The 16475-nt window shown below is 74.1% G+C and carries 15 protein-coding genes and 2 pseudogenes; 9 read left to right on the forward strand and 8 right to left on the reverse strand.

Annotated features, from left to right (window positions below; genetic code table 11):
• Nucleotides 1-23: 23 nt before the first annotated feature.
• The gene (locus AMK25_RS07760; RefSeq protein ID WP_073827443.1) at nt 24-398 is read left to right on the forward strand and encodes an SCP2 sterol-binding domain-containing protein; all 375 of its coding nucleotides are present in this window, start codon (nt 24-26) and stop codon (nt 396-398) included.
• Entirely contained in the window at nt 395-2473 is a 2079-nt protein-coding gene (locus AMK25_RS07765; protein ID WP_073827444.1) for an amylo-alpha-1,6-glucosidase, read from the forward strand. Before AMK25_RS07760 ends, AMK25_RS07765 begins: the two co-directional genes overlap by 4 nt.
• Before the next feature lie 56 nt (nt 2474-2529).
• Here AMK25_RS07765 and AMK25_RS07770 read toward each other — a convergent pair whose 3' ends face one another.
• Both AMK25_RS07770 and AMK25_RS07775 read right to left on the reverse strand, forming a co-directional pair.
• Nucleotides 2530-3261 carry a Pr6Pr family membrane protein gene (locus AMK25_RS07770; RefSeq protein ID WP_073827445.1) on the reverse strand — a complete coding sequence of 244 codons (732 nt, stop codon included), beginning with the start codon at nt 3259-3261 and terminating at the stop codon, nt 2530-2532.
• 24 nt (nt 3262-3285) lie between these two features.
• Nucleotides 3286-3978 carry a hypothetical protein gene (locus AMK25_RS07775; RefSeq protein ID WP_073827446.1) on the reverse strand — a complete coding sequence of 231 codons (693 nt, stop codon included), beginning with the start codon at nt 3976-3978 and terminating at the stop codon, nt 3286-3288.
• 144 nt (nt 3979-4122) lie between these two features.
• On the opposite strand from AMK25_RS07775, the gene AMK25_RS07780 reads away from it, so the two are divergent.
• Nucleotides 4123-5013, forward strand: coding sequence for a DUF72 domain-containing protein (locus tag AMK25_RS07780; protein WP_073827447.1), 891 nt, complete (start codon nt 4123-4125; stop codon nt 5011-5013).
• A 36-nt stretch (nt 5014-5049) separates the two neighbouring features.
• Nucleotides 5050-5259, forward strand: a complete 210-nt coding sequence (locus AMK25_RS07785; protein WP_073827448.1) for a GTPase activator — start codon at nt 5050-5052, stop codon at nt 5257-5259.
• A gap of 9 nt (nt 5260-5268) precedes the next feature.
• Here the strand turns inward: AMK25_RS07785 and AMK25_RS07790 are convergent, their stop codons facing one another.
• From AMK25_RS07790 to AMK25_RS07810, 5 genes are all read right to left on the reverse strand, one after another.
• Nucleotides 5269-5652, reverse strand: a complete 384-nt coding sequence (locus AMK25_RS07790) for a hypothetical protein (protein ID WP_073827449.1) — start codon at nt 5650-5652, stop codon at nt 5269-5271.
• Nucleotides 5653-5756: 104 nt separating this feature from the next.
• On the reverse strand, nt 5757-6386 hold the full coding sequence (locus AMK25_RS07795) for a hypothetical protein (protein ID WP_073827784.1): 630 nt from the start codon (nt 6384-6386) through the stop codon (nt 5757-5759).
• Between the two features lie 70 nt (nt 6387-6456).
• Entirely contained in the window at nt 6457-7314 is an 858-nt protein-coding gene (locus tag AMK25_RS07800; RefSeq protein ID WP_073827450.1) for an alpha/beta hydrolase family protein, read from the reverse strand.
• An 80-nt stretch (nt 7315-7394) separates the two neighbouring features.
• A complete protein-coding gene (locus AMK25_RS07805) occupies nt 7395-8612 on the reverse strand; it encodes a glycosyltransferase (RefSeq protein ID WP_073827451.1) in 1218 nt (405 codons plus the stop codon).
• Between the two features lie 315 nt (nt 8613-8927).
• Entirely contained in the window at nt 8928-10139 is a 1212-nt protein-coding gene (locus AMK25_RS07810; protein ID WP_073827452.1) for a globin domain-containing protein, read from the reverse strand.
• A gap of 155 nt (nt 10140-10294) precedes the next feature.
• Here AMK25_RS07810 and AMK25_RS07815 point away from each other — a divergent pair, with 155 nt between their 5' ends.
• A complete protein-coding gene (locus tag AMK25_RS07815; protein ID WP_073827453.1) occupies nt 10295-10732 on the forward strand; it encodes an RrF2 family transcriptional regulator in 438 nt (145 codons plus the stop codon).
• Complete coding sequence (locus AMK25_RS07820; protein WP_073827454.1) at nt 10732-11364, forward strand: class I SAM-dependent methyltransferase; 633 nt, start codon at nt 10732-10734, stop codon at nt 11362-11364. Before AMK25_RS07815 ends, AMK25_RS07820 begins: the two co-directional genes overlap by 1 nt.
• Nucleotides 11365-11446: 82 nt before the next feature.
• Here the strand turns inward: AMK25_RS07820 and AMK25_RS07825 are convergent, their stop codons facing one another.
• Nucleotides 11447-12703: a hypothetical protein gene (locus AMK25_RS07825; protein ID WP_073827455.1), complete on the reverse strand. Its 1257-nt coding sequence runs from the start codon at nt 12701-12703 to the stop codon at nt 11447-11449.
• Between the two features lie 290 nt (nt 12704-12993).
• Between AMK25_RS07825 and AMK25_RS07830 the strand changes: the two genes are divergently transcribed.
• The 3 genes and pseudogenes from AMK25_RS07830 to AMK25_RS33055 form a co-directional block, all read left to right on the forward strand.
• A complete protein-coding gene (locus tag AMK25_RS07830; RefSeq protein WP_198937468.1) occupies nt 12994-15108 on the forward strand; it encodes a DNA gyrase/topoisomerase IV subunit B in 2115 nt (704 codons plus the stop codon).
• A gap of 32 nt (nt 15109-15140) precedes the next feature.
• A pseudogene (locus tag AMK25_RS33050) lies at nt 15141-15401 on the forward strand (DNA gyrase subunit A); the annotation flags it as partial.
• Nucleotides 15390-16178 (forward strand): annotated as a pseudogene (locus tag AMK25_RS33055) (LAGLIDADG family homing endonuclease); the annotation flags it as partial. The pseudogenes AMK25_RS33050 and AMK25_RS33055, both read left to right, overlap by 12 nt.
• Nucleotides 16179-16475 lie beyond the last annotated feature (297 nt).

The raw sequence follows: 16475 nt of genomic DNA on the forward strand, positions 1-16475 counted from the left end.
GCGACGACCGACGAGGAGGCCCGATGAGCGTCTCGGCCGCGGAACACCTGACCCGGGCCGCCGCCGGCCGGAACCCGGAGCTGCCCGAGACCACCTGCGGCACCATTCGCCTGGACCTGCACGACGACGGCCGCACCGAGCACTGGTACCTGACCATCGACCGTCAGGACGTCCGGGTGGACCGGCTCTCCGCGGACGCGGACCTGGTGGTCCGCGCGGACCGGGAGGTGTTCGACCGGATGGCGGCGGGCCTCCTGCATCCGGCCGCCGCGCTGCTGCGCAACGACATCGCCGTGGAGGGCGACCTCAAGCTGCTGATGGCGCTGCGCCGGATCTTCCCCGGGCACCCGGACGCCCGGCATCCCCGGGAGGCGGCCGGGCGGGCGGTGACCCGATGAGGCAGGAGCTGATCCACGTCCTCGCCGGAAACGCCTTCGCGGTGAGTGACGCGCAGGGCGACATGGAGATCGACCCGACCGCTCCGATCGGCCTCTTCTCCTTCGACACCCGGTTCCTCAGCCACTGGGTGCTCACCGTCGACGGTGAGCGGCTGCACGCGCTGTCCCGCGACGACCTGACCTACTTCGAGACCCGTTTCGTGCTGGTGCCCGGCGCGGCCAGCCACTATGTCGACGCTGACGTGTCGGTGATCCGGCACCGCTTCATCGACGAGGCGTACCACGAGAGCATCACGGTGCTCAACCACTCACCCGAGCCCGCCGAGTACACGGTGCGGCTGGAGATGGGCAGCGACTTCGCCGACACCTCCGAGATCCTGCGTCCCGGCCCGCGCCGTCCGACGATCATCACCGACCCGGCCGGGCAGCGGTTGCGGATCCGGTACGAGCGCGGGCGGTTCACCCGGGAGACGTGCGTCTCCAGCTCGGCCCCGGCGCAGGTGGACCGGAACGGGATGACCTTCCGGATCCGCGTCGAGCCGCAGGACACGTGGCACGTCGACCTGCACGTCGCCATGATCATCAAGGGGGCCCGGGGACGGGACCTGCGGGCGAACATCGACTCCCACCGCGAGCAGGTCCGGCAGGACATGCGCGAGGACATGCGGCGCTGGTTCGACCGGGCGCCGCACCTGGTCACCGACCGGCCGGCGCTGACCGCCGCGTACCGGCAGGCGCTGAGCGACCTGGCCGCGCTGCGGTACACGCCGCTGGCGTACGTCGACCAGGTGCCGGTGGGCGGGCTGCCCTGGGCGATGACGCTGTACGGGCGGGACGCGCTGATCACCTGCCTCCAGACCCTCCCGTTCACGCCCGAGCTGACCCCGGCCACGCTGCACATGCTGGCCATGTTGCAGGGCGGCCGGCTCGACGACCTGCGCGAGGAGGAGCCCGGCAAGATCCTCGCCGAGCTGCGGTACGGCGAGGCGGCCGCGTTCGACGAGCAGCCCACCGCGCTCTACTACGGCGCGGCGGACACCACGCCGCTGTTCGTGATCCTGCTCGACGAGTACGAGCGGTGGACCGGCGACGTCGACCTGGTCCACGAGCTGCGTCATCCGGCCCGCATGGCGCTGGACTGGCTGACCCGCTACGGCGACCTGTGCGGTGACGGCTACCTGCGCTACCACCCGCGCAACACGGCGAGCGGGGTGACCAACCAGACCTGGCGCAACTCCCCGGACTCGGTGGTCGACCGGCACGGCGTCGTGCCGCCGCACCCGCGGGCCACCTGCGAGCTTCAGGGGTACGCGTACGACGCGCGGATCCGCGGCGCCCGGCTGGCCCGGGAGTTCTGGGGCGACCCGGGCTACGCCGACCGGCTGGAGGCCGACGCGGCACGGCTGCGGGAGCGGTTCGACAGGGACTTCTGGCTGCCGAACCGGGGCTACTACGCGCTGGCCCTCACCCCGGACGGCGAGCCCGTCGACGCGCTCACCTCCCACCTCGGCCACCTGCTGTGGAGCGGCATCGTCGAGCCGGAACGCGCCGACTCGCTGGCCGGGCACCTGTGCGGACCGGACCTGTACTCCGGCTGGGGCGTACGCACCTACGCCCAGGGGCAGACGCCGTACAACCCGGTGGGCGCGCATCTCGGCGCGGTCTGGCCGTGGGACAACGCGATAGTCGCGGCGGGCCTGCGGCGGTACGGCTACGAGGCGGAGGCGGGCGACATCGCCGCCGGCATGTTCGCGGCGGCGGAGACGCTCGGTGGCTCGATCCCGGAGGCCTTCGCCGGCTACCCGCGCGGGGTCACCAAGTACCCGGTTCAGATGCCTGACGCCGGGCGGCCGCAGTCGTGGGCCGCTGGGGGTCTGCTGATGCTGCTCTCGACCATGCTGGGGCTGCGCCCCTGCGGCCCCAACCTGCTGGTGAGCCCGGCGGTCCCGGCCGGTTACGGGCGGATCGAGCTGCTGGACGTGCCGGGCCGGTGGGGACGGGCCGACGCCTACGGCCGGGAGCGCAGCAGGAGCCGGCGGCTGCGGGCGGGCGAGGACGCGCGGCGGGCCGCCTGACCCGCCCACCCCCGGGCGTGGCCGTGCCCGCGCCGCGTCCGACCGGCCGACAGCGGTCAGCCCGAGCCGGTGGGCTCCCGCGAGGCCGGCCGGACCGGCACCGGCGAATCCGCCGGCGTGGGCGGCGGCGCGGCCGGCGGGGACTGCGCCGCCCCGGACCGGCCGGTCCGGGCGAGCAGCCAGTCCACGCCCACGAACAGCAGGCCCAGCAGCCAGAACGCCAGGGCGAACCCGACCGCGCTCACTGCCACCCCGTCGTACCCGAGGCGGCCCGCGTCCAGGAACGGGTACGGATAGCGGTCCACCACCAGGCCGCGTACCAGCGCGAACCCGAGGTACGCCAGCGGGAACGCCAGCCACCAGGCGGCGTAGCGGGGGCGCAACCGGCCGCGCCTGTCGAACAGCGCCCAGTCGGCGACCGCCAGCAGCGGCACCACTGTGTGCAGGAACTGGTTGCCCCACCACTCGCCCGGCTGCCGGTCCGGCTGCGCCATGGCGAACGGGCTGGCCGGGTTGGCCAGCACCAGGTGGTAGACCGTGCCGGTGATGGTGATGTAGAGGGTCACCGCACCCTTGAGGACGCTCGGCGGCTCCGGCCGGCCGCGCAGCGCGCACCAGGCGGCGTAGCCGGCGAGGACGCCGACCGCCACGTTGCTCTGGATGGTGAAGTACGGCAGCAGGCCGGTCAGCGTGGCCGGGCCGAGCGCGGTGAGCACGATGCCGGCCAGCACGGCGAGCACCACTGCGACGCGGAGGAGGATCGCCGGTCGGCGACGCCGGGGGGTCACCGGGCAGAAGCTACCAGCCGGTCGTCAGCCGGTATGCCGCCCGGGCGGCGTGCCGGAGGACCGCTTCGCCTGCCCCGGCGGGAGGACGTCCGTGCCCGGCGGGACGCCGGACGGCTGGACCGGGTGAGCGGATCTGCCGCCGCCCCGCCCGCCGTGGGCCTTCCCCGGCGGGTCGTCGTCGCCCAGCAGCGCGGCGCAGTAGTCCGGCACGCGCTCGCGGCCCCCGGCCGCGGCGACGAGGTCGCTGAACGCGGGTGTGGCCAGGGCGCGTCCCCGGTCCGCTTCGACGAGGGCCCGGTACGCGACGCAGAGGCCGGGCGGCGCGGACTGCTGCGGCGCCCGGGTCGCCGGTGAGACGGCCGGCAGGGCCGGGCGGGCCGACGGCGCGGGCGGCGCGGTGCCGACCGGCGGCGCCGCCGGGCGCGCGGCGTGCGGCAGGTTCCCGGTCGCGGCGAGCGCGACGCCGCTGGTGAGGGATGCGGCGAGCGCGGACACGGCCACCCGGACACCGAAACGGACGCGGCGGCGACGGCGTGCGCGCCGGGCCTTCCGGAACGCCGCGACCGCTGCCGCCTCCCCGTCGAGTTCGCCCGTGCCGGGCGCGGTCCGGACGGCGGCCAGTACGGCCATCAGCCCCGGCGGAGCGGACGACGTGTCGCCGGGGCGGCCGGCGAGCAGCCGCTCGACGGTTTCCTGGTCCAGGCCGGATGCGTCCATCTCGTGACCCTCAGCGCCGCCACCCCGCCCCGCGTCACACTTCGCCCGGCGGACCGCCGGTGAGGTCGGTCACCCCGGTGCCGGTCACGGCCCGGATCGCATCTCCGGTTGCCGATGTCCGGCGGTCGCGGTGAACTGAATTACATGGGTGTCATCAAGGTGGGCACGTCCTCGTGGGCCGACCAGATGCTGGTCCGCTCCGGGTGGTATCCGCGCGGGGTCAACACGCCCGCCGGCCGGCTGGGCTTCTACGCCGAGCGCTTCGGCCTGGTCGAGGTGGACACGTCGTACTACGCGGTGCCGGCGCCGGAGACCACGGCGGGCTGGGCGGCGGCCACCCCGCCCGGCTTCACCTTCGACGTCAAGGCGTTCCGCCTCTTCACCGGCCACCACACCCCGGTCGACGCGCTGCCCAAGGACCTGCGCCCGGCCGGCGGTCCGAACCGGGTCCGGTGGCGCGACCTGCCCGCCGGGGCGTACGACGAGCTGTGGGACCGGTTCCACGCGGCGCTGGCGCCGCTCGCGGCGGCCGACCGGCTCGGCGCCGTGCTGTTGCAGTTCCCGCCGTGGCTGGCCCGCACCGACGCGGCCCGGCGGCGGATCCTGGACGCCGCGCGGCGCTGCCGCCCCTGGCCGGTCACCGTCGAGCTGCGGCACTCCTCCTGGTTCACCGAGGACGCGATGGCCGACACCGTGACGTTCCTGCGCGAGAACGACCTCGGGTACGCCTGCGTGGACATGCCGCAGGGGCACGTCTCCTCGGTGCCGCCGATCCTGGTCGCCACCACCGACCTGGCCGTGATCCGGTTCCACGGGCACAGCACGGCCTGGGAGAGCGGGGACAAGCAGGAGCGATTCCGCTACGCCTACGGCGAGCGGGAGCTGCGGCACTGGTCGGTGCTGCTGCGCGAGCTGGCCGGCCAGTGCGCCGAGCTGCACGTGCTGATGAACAACTGCTGCGGCGACCAGGCCCAGCGCGACGCCGCGAGCCTGGCCGACCTGCTCGGCGTGGCGCCCGCCGCCGCGCGCGCCTGAGGTTTTCCCGGCTTCCCCCCGGGTACCGCCGGGTTCGTGGACGACCACGAAGGGGGATCAGTGGAGCAGCGGCGCGGCGAGGACGAGCGGGACCCGCGGGCGACCCGGGAGGCCGAGGAGGCCCACGGCGGCAGCATGGCGCCGGGCCTGGTGGACGACACCGGGCACCCGGTGGCGGAGTCGCCGGTGCCGGACAACGAGCCGTCGGCGCCGGGCCGGCCGGGCGAGGACGGCACCGGGTCCTGACGGCTGCGCTCAGGGGCGGGTCTCCGGGCGCATCCCGGTCGCCTCCTCCAGCGCGTTGTCACCGAGGTCGCCGTCCGCGCGGTCGTCCGGGAACGTCCGCGCCGACGGGGCCGGATCCGGCGGCGCGCCCGGTCCGGCCTCCGGCGTCCGGGTCGGCTCGACGGTGCCGAACCCGTGCCGGCCCGCCTTCGGCCCGCCCGGTCCGGCACCGGCCGCCCGGCGCTCACCGAGCCGCCCCTCGGGCACTGCCGTCTCCTCGCTGCCCTCGTCCATCGGGTCGTCGTCACCCGCGCCCCACGGCGCGTCGGCGTCGAAGCCGCCGGTGGTGCCCCACGGCGCGGCCGACTCCGGCCCGCGCCCGTCGCCCGTACCCGTGCGGTCCCTGCTGGTCATGGTCACCTCACCTTGGCTGCCTGGCCACCGGCGTGGCCGGTCCGGTCCCGGGGCACCGCGCGGCCGGCGGCCCACCCCGATGTGGGCCGTCGGCCGCGCGGTGGTCAGCGGGCGGCCCCGACCAGATGACGGCCGGCCGCGCCGACGGCGGCGACCTTGCCGATGTTCTTCGGCGCGGACACGAGTCCGCCCGCGCGGTCCAGCATCCCCCGGAACACCTGCCCCGGCTTCTGCTGCTCACCCATGTACGCCGACACCACGACCAGCGCGCCGGTCATCGCCGGCACCGCCCACTGGAGCAGCTTCATCTGCCGCTGGCTGGCGGCGACGTTCGCCGGTGTGTGGTGGTTCGGCTCGGTGATCCCCTCGACCGGCGGACCGCCGGCCCGTTCCAGCCGCCTGCCGACCATCCGGCTGTAACCGGTCACCGCCAGCGCGCCGAGCGTCAGCGCGGTCTTCACCGCGCTGATCTTCCCCACGCCCGCCTGGCGGGCCATCCGCGGGCTCTCGGTGACCAGCTCGCCGACCGCGCCGGCCAGGTGGGCCCCGATCGCCGCCGCGTTGACCGGCGTCCATCGTGCCCAGCCGGCCGAGGCCACCGGTAGCCGCTGGGTCGTGTCGTTGATCCGTGCCGCCGCGCCGTTGACGCCGAGCGCCCCCATCAGGGAACCGCCGAACCAGGCCGCCAGGCCCAGGTCGTGCATCGAGCGCAGCGTGGTGTGCCGTTCTGACATCAGATCCCCCTCCGCCGTGTTCGGGCGGTGCGGCATACCCACGATCGGGCGACTCACGCCCGGGCGTGGCTCACCGCCGGGGGAGCGTGCCCGCGAACGCGGCGATCCGGGCGGCCAGCGGCGCCGATGCGCGTACCCAGGTGAAGTGGTCCAGCGGCGCGCCCGCCTCGGCGACCGTGTAGCGGTGCCGCGTCACCGGGGCCTCGGCCAGCTTCTCGCAGAGGTGGTCGAGCGTCTCGTGCGGCGTGTACTGGTCGTCGTCGACGCTGACCGCGAGCACCGGGGTGCGGATCCGCCGCACGGCGGCCTCCGTGTCCACGCCGTCCAGCGCCGGGAACCGGCCGGTGCGGGCGGTGTGCGCCCAGTCGCGGATCACACCGGCGGCCTGCCGGCCGCCGAAACCCCAGCCGGGCCAGACGCCGAGCAGCCGCGCCGTCGCGGCGATCCCCTGGGTGTACGGCAGCACGCCCCACCCGCGCAGACCCGGGTACCGCCGCCACCACGGCAGCCCCACCGCCACCAGGGCCAGCCCGTCCACCCGGTCGGCGTCGTGCAGCGCCTGGTGCAGCACCGCCACCTGACCGCCGAGGGAGTGCCCGAGCAGCAGCCGGGTCCGCCCGTCCAGCCGGGGCTTGAGCGCGTCGAGCACGGCGCCGACGTCGGCGGCCATCTCCTGGTAGCCGTACCGGCAGGCGCGCGACGGCGCCGGGGTGCTCTCGCCGGTGCCGCGCAGGTCGGCCACGATCACCGCCAGCCCGGCGTCACGCAGCGCGGCGGCGAACGGCCGGTAGTAGCGGGCGCGCACGCCCATGGCCGGCCAGATCAGCACCACCGGCGCGCCGGGCGGACCGGCCGGCTCCGGGTAGACCTGCACACCGATGCGCGCGCCGTCGACGTCCACGAACTCCTGGGTGTAGTCCCCGCTCACCCGGATCAGGGTACGGCCCGGACCTTACCGGTGGGTAGCAAGGGTGGCCGGACCCGTTGCGCCGGCACACGTGCGCGGCCTCACGCCACCGCCGGTGCGGGCCGGGCCGCGTTCGTCAGCGCGCCGTAGACGGCGACGAGCTGCTCCGCGCAGCGCCTCCAGGAGTACCGGCTGCGGACGCGGTCGAGCGCGGCGGTGGCGTACGCGAACCGGCGCACGTTGTCGCCGAGCAGCCGGCGCAGCGCGGTGCCGAGCGCGCGGGGGTCACGCGGCGGCACCAGGTCGCCGGTGAGCCCGTCCACCACGCTGTCGGCGATGCCGCCCACGTTCGTGCCGATCACCGGCACGCCGCAGGCCATGCCCTCCAGCGGGGTGAGCCCGAACGGCTCGTACCAGGGGGCGGCCACGAGCACGTCCGCCGACCGGTACCAGGCGGCCATCTCCTCGCGCGGCACGCCGCCGAGCAGCCGTACCCGGTCGGCCACGCCGCACGAGTCGGCGAGCGCTGACAGCCGGCGGGCGAACGTGTCGGCGGGCAGCAGGTGGGCCGGCGGGCCGCCGACCACCACGCACTCCGCGTCCGGCACCGCTGGCAGCGCCCGGACCACGTCCAGGAAGCCCTTGCGTTCGACCATCCGCCCGACAGTGAGGATGCGAGGGCGGACCGGGTCGCGGGGCGCGACCGGGCCGTCCGGGCGGAACACCGCCTCGTTGACGCCGGACGGCACGAGGGCCATCCGGGACCGGGGTACGCCCATCCGGACCAGTTCGGCGACCTCGTCGGAGCACTGCACGACGATCCGGTCCGCGGCCCGGCCGAGCGCCCGCTCGTAACCGGCGCGCCCTGGGGGACTGGTGTCCCGCACGCCCTGGTGGCGACGCTTGACCGCGCCGAGCGAGTGGTACGTCAACACGGTCGGCACGCCGGTGCGACGGCTCGCGTGCACGGTGGCCAGCCCGCTCATCCAGAAGTGCGCGTGCGCCACGTCCGGGGTCCAGCTGCCGCGCCGCCAGGTGTCGGCCAGCCGGCTCCCGAACTCGCCCGTGTACGGCAGCAGGTCGTCCTTCGGCACCCGGCGCGCGGGACCGGCCGGCACGTGGCACACCTGGTAGCCGTCCGGCGCGTCGACCGCCTCGGGCAGCGCGGGGGAGTCACGGCGGGTGTAGACGCGGACGTCGTGGCCGGCAACGGTGAGCGCGGACGCGAGTTCCGCCACGTGCGTGTTCTGGCCGCCCGCGTCCTCCCCGCCGGGTGCGGCGAGCGGGCTGGCGTGCTGGGAAATCATCGCGATGCGCATGTTCTCGTCCTCCAGGATCCGGTCCCAGTCGGCGAGGAGCGGTCCGGACCGGACCGCTCCTTCGCCACCTCGCGCGCCCGTGCGCCGAGTCGGTACGCGGCGTCGGCGTCCTCGGTCAGCCGGCGCGCCGCCTCCACGGGCGTGTCGATGCGCATGGAGGACCCGTACCCTCGGCTTGCGCCCCTAACCAGGAGATCGTCGACTTCTCCGCGGGCCCGCCTCCTCCGCTGTGGAGGCTCCCGGCCCTGGCCAGGGCATCGGCGCGTGTCCCGGTACCGAAAACGGGTCTGTGGAGTCCTGTTTGGCCGCGGGCCGTCAGCCCGGCAGCATCCCGGGGCCGAACACCTCGTAGGCGATCTGCTCGTCCGGCACACCCCGGCGCAGCAGGTTGGCCCGGACCAGGTTCATGAACGCGACCGGGCCGCACAGGTGCGCGGTCACCCCGGCGGGCAGCGGGACGCGGTCCGGGTCGATCAGCCCGGCGGACACCTCCGCCTTCAGGCCCGGCAGGTCGGCTCCGGCGGCGTCGAGATACCAGAGGTGGACGGCCAGGTTCGGCAGCCGCTGCTGCAGCGCGGGCAGCTCCTGGCGCAGCGCGTGCGCCTCGGCGGCGCGGTCGGCGTGCGCCAGCGTCACCCGTCGCCCGGGGTCCCGGTCGGCCAGGTGGGCCAGCGCCGCCATCGCCGGGGTGAGCCCGATGCCGGCGCTGACCAGCAGCAGCGGTCCGTCGCCGCCGGCCGCGTCCACCTCGCCGAACGCCGGGCTGAGCCGCAGCGTGTCACCGACCGCGACCCGCTCGTGCAGGTGACCGGAGACCATCCCGTCGGGCGCGCCGCCCGCGCCGCGTACCCGCTTCACGGTGATCCGCCACTCCTGCGCGCCGGGGCGGCCGGAGAGGCTGTACTGGCGGATCTGCTGTCCCCGGCCGCCGTCCAGGTCGACAGCGACCGAGACGTACCGGCCGGGGGTGAAGCCGGGCGCGGCGCCGCCGTCGGCCGGCGCGAGGGTGAGCGAGACGACGTCGGCGCTCTCCCGGGCCCGGCCGGTCACCCGCCAGTCCCGCCACACCGGGCCGCCCTCGGGTACGCCGGCGCCCGCGTAGAGCCGCGCCTCGCGGGCGATCAGCTCACAGGCCAGCAGCCAGTAGACCTCGTCCCAGGCGGCGGCCACCGCCGGGGTGACGGCGTCGCCGAGCACCTCGCCGACGGCGGCGAGCAGGTGCCGGCCGACGATCGGGTACTGGGTGGCGGTGATGCCGAGCGAGGCGTGCTTGTGTGCGATCCGGTCCAGGACCGGCCCCCACGGCATGCCGGTGTCGCCGGTCAGGTGCGCCGCGTACGCGACCACCGCCGAGGCGAGGGCGGCCTTCTGCGCCCCGGTGGCCTGGTTGCCCCGGTTGAACAGGTCCAGCAGGCCCGGGTGGGCGTCGAACATCCGCTGGTAGAAGCGGCCGGTGACGGCCTCGCCGTGTGCCCGTACGACGGGCAGGGTGGCGGTCACGACCGCTGCTGAGGATTCCGTGAGCACTACCGAATCTCCTTCCGGGGCTCGAACAGGTCGATCCCCACGAAACAGGATTCACGGATTCCTCTTTTAGGGTCGAAGGTCCCGGGAGCGCGGTGGCATGGGTCACCGTGAATCTGCTTGTGTCGCGGACGGCACCGAATGGCTAGGGTCGGTGCGTGAGGCTCAACCGGTCGACCGACATGGCGTTGCGGATCGCCATGCTCACCGCCGCGTCCCCGGTCCGGGCCACAGTCGACGAACTCGCCACCCGGCTCGCGCTGCCCCGCAGCCACGTCGCCAAGGTGGTGCAGCGGCTGCAACGCATCGGCGTCCTGGTGACCATCCGGGGCCGCTCCGGCGGCGTCGCCTTCGCCGAACACGCCGGTGACCTCACCGTCGGCCAGGTGGTCCGCGCCTTCGAGGGCGACGGCGAGGTGGTCAACTGCGCGCAGCCGGTCTGCCCCCTGATCGCCGAGTGTCGGCTGCGCGGTGAGCTGCGCCGCGCGCAGGACGCCTTCCTCGCCGTGCTCGACGGGGTACGCCTCGGCGCCCTGGTGGACGGATCCGCCGGCCCGCTCCTGCTCAGCCTCGGCGCCCCACCGGCCGGTCGCTGATGGCCGTCTCCCACCCGATCTTCGCCCGGCTCTTCGCCCGCGCCAGCGTCGCCATGGACCAGGCCGGCATGGCCGAGCACCGCGCCCGCCTGGTCGCCGGGCTGCGCGGCCGGGTGGTCGAGGTCGGCGCCGGCAACGGACGCAACCTGACGCACTACCCGGCGGGCGTGACCGGCGTGCTCGCCGTCGAGCCGGAACCGCGCCTGCGCGCGCTGGCCCGCGCCGCCGCGCCCACCGCCCCGGTGCCGGTCACAGTCGCCGCCGGACTGGCCGAGGAACTGCCGGTCGCCGACGCCGCCGCCGACGCGGTGGTGCTGTCGCTGGTGCTCTGCTCGGTGCCGGACCAGGCGGTGGCGCTGCGCGAGGCGCGCCGGGTGCTGCGGCCCGGCGGCGAGCTGCGCTTCTACGAACACGTGGTGGCGCAGACGCCGGGCCTGCGCCGGGCCCAGCGCCTCGCCGACGCCACGCTCTGGCCGCTGTTCTGCGCCGGCTGCCACACCGCCCGGGACACGGTGGCCGCGATCGGGGCGGCCGGGTTCACGGTGACCCGGCTGGACCGGTTCCGCTTCCCGCCGACCGGGCTGCCGGCGCCGGCGTCGCCGCACGTGCTCGGCACCGCGATCCGGGCCTGACCCGGCCGGACCGGGCCGGGCCCCGCGTTCCGGCCGGGCTCGGTCCGGCGCCCCCGGGCTGCGGGGGCGCCGGACGTCGCTGTCAGCTCACCCGCACCGTGCCGTCCGGTGCGCGGACGCAGGAGACCGCGCGGGCGCCGGTCGCCGCCGCGCCGGCCAGGCACCGGCCGAGCACCTTGTGCCCGGCCGCGTTCGGGTGCCACGACTCCTGGCAGGTCTGGAAGTACGTGCCGCAGGCGTTGGCGATCCGCTGGATGTCGAGCTTGTCGTACCCGGAGAGGCTGGTGACGAACGTGCCGGTCGGGCCGTCCATCAGCCGGATCGGCGTGGCCAGGGCGTTGCCCGGGCTGCCTGCCGACTCGCAGAGCCGGGCCCCGTCGAACGCGCGCTGCACGTTCAGGTAGACCAGGTCGTCCTGCGGGAACTCACCGGCGAGCGTGCCGCGCACCGAGCTGACCAGCGTGCCGAGTCCCTGCGAGAAACGGTGGCCGGGCGCCAGGCTGGCCCGGTGAATCGGGCAGCCGGCCGCGTACCGCTCGGCGCCGAGCGCGCGGAACTTGTCCCGGGTGTCGTCCCGGCTGTCCTCGGTCCAGTAGCTCTGGTCCAGCTCCGGCGGCAGCGGGTTGGTGTAGTCCTGGAAGACGACCCGGTGCTGGCCGTCGGCGTCGATCTCGTCCAGCGTGGTGAGCAGTTGCCGCAGCGCCGTGGTGGTCTCCGCGGTGGCGGCGGCGAACTGCGCGGCCGTGCCGAGGTCGGCGTCCGTGCAGGGCTTCTGCTCCACCGGCCCGCCCAGGTACGCCCAGAACTCCCACCAGCCGGTCCAGGCGTCGGCGATGAACCGGTTGGCGCACTTCTCCGCCACACTGCCGAAGGTGAACGAGCTGTTGTTCGAGCCGAGGCCGACGAGCACCAGGTCGATGTCGTGGGTCCGCGCCACCGTCCGGAGCTGGTCGAGCTGGGCGGCCACCTGCCGTCCCTTGGCCCGGGCGGCCGAGGCGCCGGCGATGTCGTACGGCTGCCCGCCCGAGCAGGCCAGGTTGAACCGCGCGGAGATGCCCGGCAGGTCGGCCTGGAACAGCGAGGCGTTGGGCGAGCGGTGGCAGAAGTAGGCGTTGGCGTTGGCGGCGGACCACCCGGGGAAGCCCTGGGCCACCCCGTTGACGTCCACCACCGGCGCGTACGCCCCGGCGCCCTCGCCGCTGATGAAGCTGTCACCCAGCGCCACCGCGGCGGTGGGCAGCGCTGCGGCGGCCGGCCGGGCGGGCGCCGCTGCGGCGGGTAACGCCACAGTGGCGAGCGCCAGCGCCGCCGCGAGCACGGAACGACGGAACACGGACATGCCCGACCTCCCAGACATCGAAATGTGAAAGATTCTTTGGGATGGCGATCAGATCACGCGCGTGTGACGGACGTCAATGCCCTGACACCTGGGAACCTTCGTCGGGGAAGACATCGGGTGTGCGGGTCGTTGTGCCGCCTGGACGCCCCGTCCGCCCCGCCCGGCCGCCGCACGCGGCGGCGGCGCGGACCCGGACGCGAGGTCGATCGCGCAACGCACCGCCCCGGTACCGCCGACCTGTCAGGGCATCCGGCTAGGCTCGCTCCGGCGCGCCGCGCCCGGCGATCATCGTGGGGGAGTCACACGGTGAACGGCACCACACCGCCGAGACCTGGGAGTACGACCAGTTGACCGCACAGCCTGAGACCCTCTACGGGGCCGACGACCTGACGCACCTGGAGGGCCTCGACGCCGTCCGCAAGCGCCCCGGCATGTACATCGGCTCGACCGACAGCCGTGGCGTGGGTCACCTCGTCAACGAGATCCTCGACAACTCGACAGACGAGGGTGTCGCGGGTCACGCCACCACTGTCGACGTGATCCTGCACGCCGACGGGTCGGTCCAGGTCGACGACGACGGCCGGGGCATCCCCACCGACGTGCACGCCAAGTCCGGCATCTCCGGCGTCGAGCTGGTGCTCACCCGCCTGCACGCGGGCGGCAAGTTCGGCGGCTCCGGCTACAAGACCTCCGGCGGCCTGCACGGCGTCGGCGCCTCCGCGGTCAACGCGCTGTCCCGCCGCTTCGACGTCACCGTGCGGCGCGGCGGCAAGATCCACGCCATGTCGTTCCGCCACGGCGTACCGGGCGTCTTCGACGCAGACGGCCCCGACGCGGCGTTCACCCCCGGCCCCGGCCTGCAGATCGTCGGCGCCATGAAGCGCGGGCAGCGCACCGGCACCTCGATCCGCTGGTGGCACGACCCTCGCTACTTCGAGACCGGCGCCGCGCTCGACACCGAGGCGGTCCGGCTCAAGCTGCGCAACACCGCCTTCCTCGTCCCCGGCGTGGCCTACCGGCTGCTCGACGAGACCGGCGAGGAGCCCGTCGAGGAGCGCTTCCACTTCCCCGACGGCCTGACCGACATGGTGGAATACCTCGCCCCGGCCGGCGACCGGCCGGTCTCCGGCACGCTGCTGGTCACCGGCGAGGGCACCTACCGGGAGAACGCCGCCGACGCCAACGGCGTCATGCAGTCCAACGTGCAGCGCCGCGCCGAGGTCGAGGTGGCGTTCCGCTGGGGCACCGGCTACGAGCGCACCGTCGAGTGCTTCACCAACACCATCCGCAACGCCCACGGCGGCACCCACCGCAAGGGCTTCGAGCGGGCGCTGGCGCGTACCCTCGCCGACGCCGCCCGCAACGCCCGCGGCCTGCTCAAGCCCAAGGAGGACGCGCCCACCCTGGACGACGTCCTGGAGGGCATGACCGCCGTGGTGCACGTGCGCATCCCCGAGCCGCAGTTCACCTCGCAGACCAAGGACGAGCTGTCCACCGCCGGCATCACCAAGGTGCTCCAGGGCCTGGTCGAGGCGCACCTCAAGAGCTGGCTGGACGACCGGCGCACCAAGGCCGAGGCCCGTACGGTGCTCCAGAAGATCGTCGACGCCGCCCGGGTGCGCCTGACCCAGAAGCAGCAGAAGGACGCCGCCCGCCGCAAGACCGCGCTGGAGGGCGCGGCCATGCCGGCCAAGCTGGTCGACTGCCGGGCCACCGGTGTGGAGCGCAGCGAGCTGTTCATCGTGGAGGGCGACAGCGCGCTGGGCACGAGCCGCATGGCCCGCTCGTCGGAATACCAGGCGCTGCTGCCGATCCGCGGCAAGATCCTCAACGTGCAGAAGGCCAACCTCCAGCAGGTGCTGGACAACGCCGAGTGCGCCGCGATCGTGCAGGTGCTCGGCGCCGGCTCGGGGCGCACGTTCGACCTGTCCGCCCTGCGGTACGGCCGGGTGCTCATCATGGCCGACGCGGACGTCGACGGCGCGCACATCCGTACGCTGCTGATCACGTTGTTCGCCCGGTACATGCGGCCGCTGATCGAGGCCGGGCGGCTCTACGCGGCGATGCCACCCCTGCACAAGATCACCACGAAGGGCCGCAACGCGCAGACCGTCTACACCTACACCCAGGCCGAGATGGAGGCGACGGTCCGCAAGCTGGAGAAGGCCGGCAAACAGATCGTCACGCCGATCCCGCGCTTCAAGGGCCTCGGTGAGATGAACGCCGACGAGCTGTGGGAGACCACCATGAACCCGGCCACCCGGGCGGTCCGCCGCATCACGCTCGACGACGTCGACGCCGCCGAGCGGATCCTCGAACTGCTCATGGGGGAGAAGGTCGAGCCCCGCCGCAACTGGCTGATCGACTCCGCCGACCGGGTCGACCGCGACGCCATCGACGCCTGACCACCGGGTTCGTTTCGGAAGGAAACCGCACCATGGCACGCCGCAAGGACGACCGCGCGAAAGCGGATCTGGCCGCCTTCGACCAGGCCGGCGCCCGGGTCTTCGACAACCCGCTGGTCACCGAGGTCTCGGACTCCTACCTGGAGTACGCGTTCTCGGTCATCCACTCCCGCGCGCTGCCCGACGCGCGCGACGGGCTCAAGCCGGTGCACCGGCGCATCCTCTGGTCCATGCACGAGCAGGGCCACCGCCCGGACCGCGCCCACGTCAAGAGCGCCCGCATCGTCGGCGACTGCTTCGTCGCGGGGACGCTCGTGTCGACACCGACCGGTCTTCGGCCGATCGAGTCGATCCAGGTCGGCGACACGGTGCTCGACGGCGACGGAGTCGCCACCCCGGTCGTCGCGGTCTATCGAAACCCGCAGTCGGAGCTGGTTCGGGTCACCTGGGACAACGGGCACACCATGTCGGTCACGCCCGGTCAGCGTTTCCGCGTGGTCGACGAGGACCTGTCCGTTCGTTGGGTGGAGGCGTCCGAACTCACCGGGCATCTCACGCTCGGGTATGGCGGTGCCCGCAGGAAAGCCGCCGCCCCCGGCGGCACTCCGTACGACTACGTCCGCGGGCTGGTGGTGGCGGAGGGCTTTGCCGTCGACCGGGCTCGCTCGGCTGACGGTCGTGTACGCCTGCACATGTGTGACGTCGAACCACTCGATGTCGCACATGGTTGGGCGACCGCCAACGGGCTCAACGTCAGCCGAGGCAAGCGGACGGCGACTGATCCGCGGCACCGCGATCAGCACATCGTCACGTTCGCGAGGCATGAGGGCCTGCTCGAAGCGGGGGGACCGCTGAGCAGTGCCAAGCGTGTGCCGAGTGATGTCCTCGAGAACCGCTCGGCATGGGCCCCCTTCCTCGCCGGTTTCTTCGACGGCGACGGTTATGTCCGCAAGCGCTTCCGGGAGATCGTCTTCGTCGGTACCAGCGAGACGCTCGTGCGGCAGATCAACTCCATGCTGGCCGACCTGGGCTTGCACGGGCACTACTGGACCAGCGCGCGAGACGGCTCTCAACGCCTTCTCGGCCTGTCCTTCAGCGGGCGGGATGCCGCCGCTCTGGCCGAGATTCTGCTGCCCTGGGTGCGGATCGGTTACAAGACGGCAGGTCTGGAGAAAGTGGTGGGCCTGACCTATCAGTACGGCGGCAAGCAGGGTAACGACCGGCTGCCGTACGCGCGGGTGATCAAGGAATTCGCCGACGCCCACCAGGGGGGCGGGTGGTTCCGGGACGAGGCCGGCAAGGCGTTCCGATCATCACTCTCGGGCGCGGGTAGCCAGATCCGTTACGGCAAGGACCGTAACGGCGTG

The organism is Micromonospora sp. TSRI0369 (genome assembly GCF_001905625.1).
Classification (GTDB): domain Bacteria; phylum Actinomycetota; class Actinomycetes; order Mycobacteriales; family Micromonosporaceae; genus Micromonospora; species Micromonospora echinospora_A.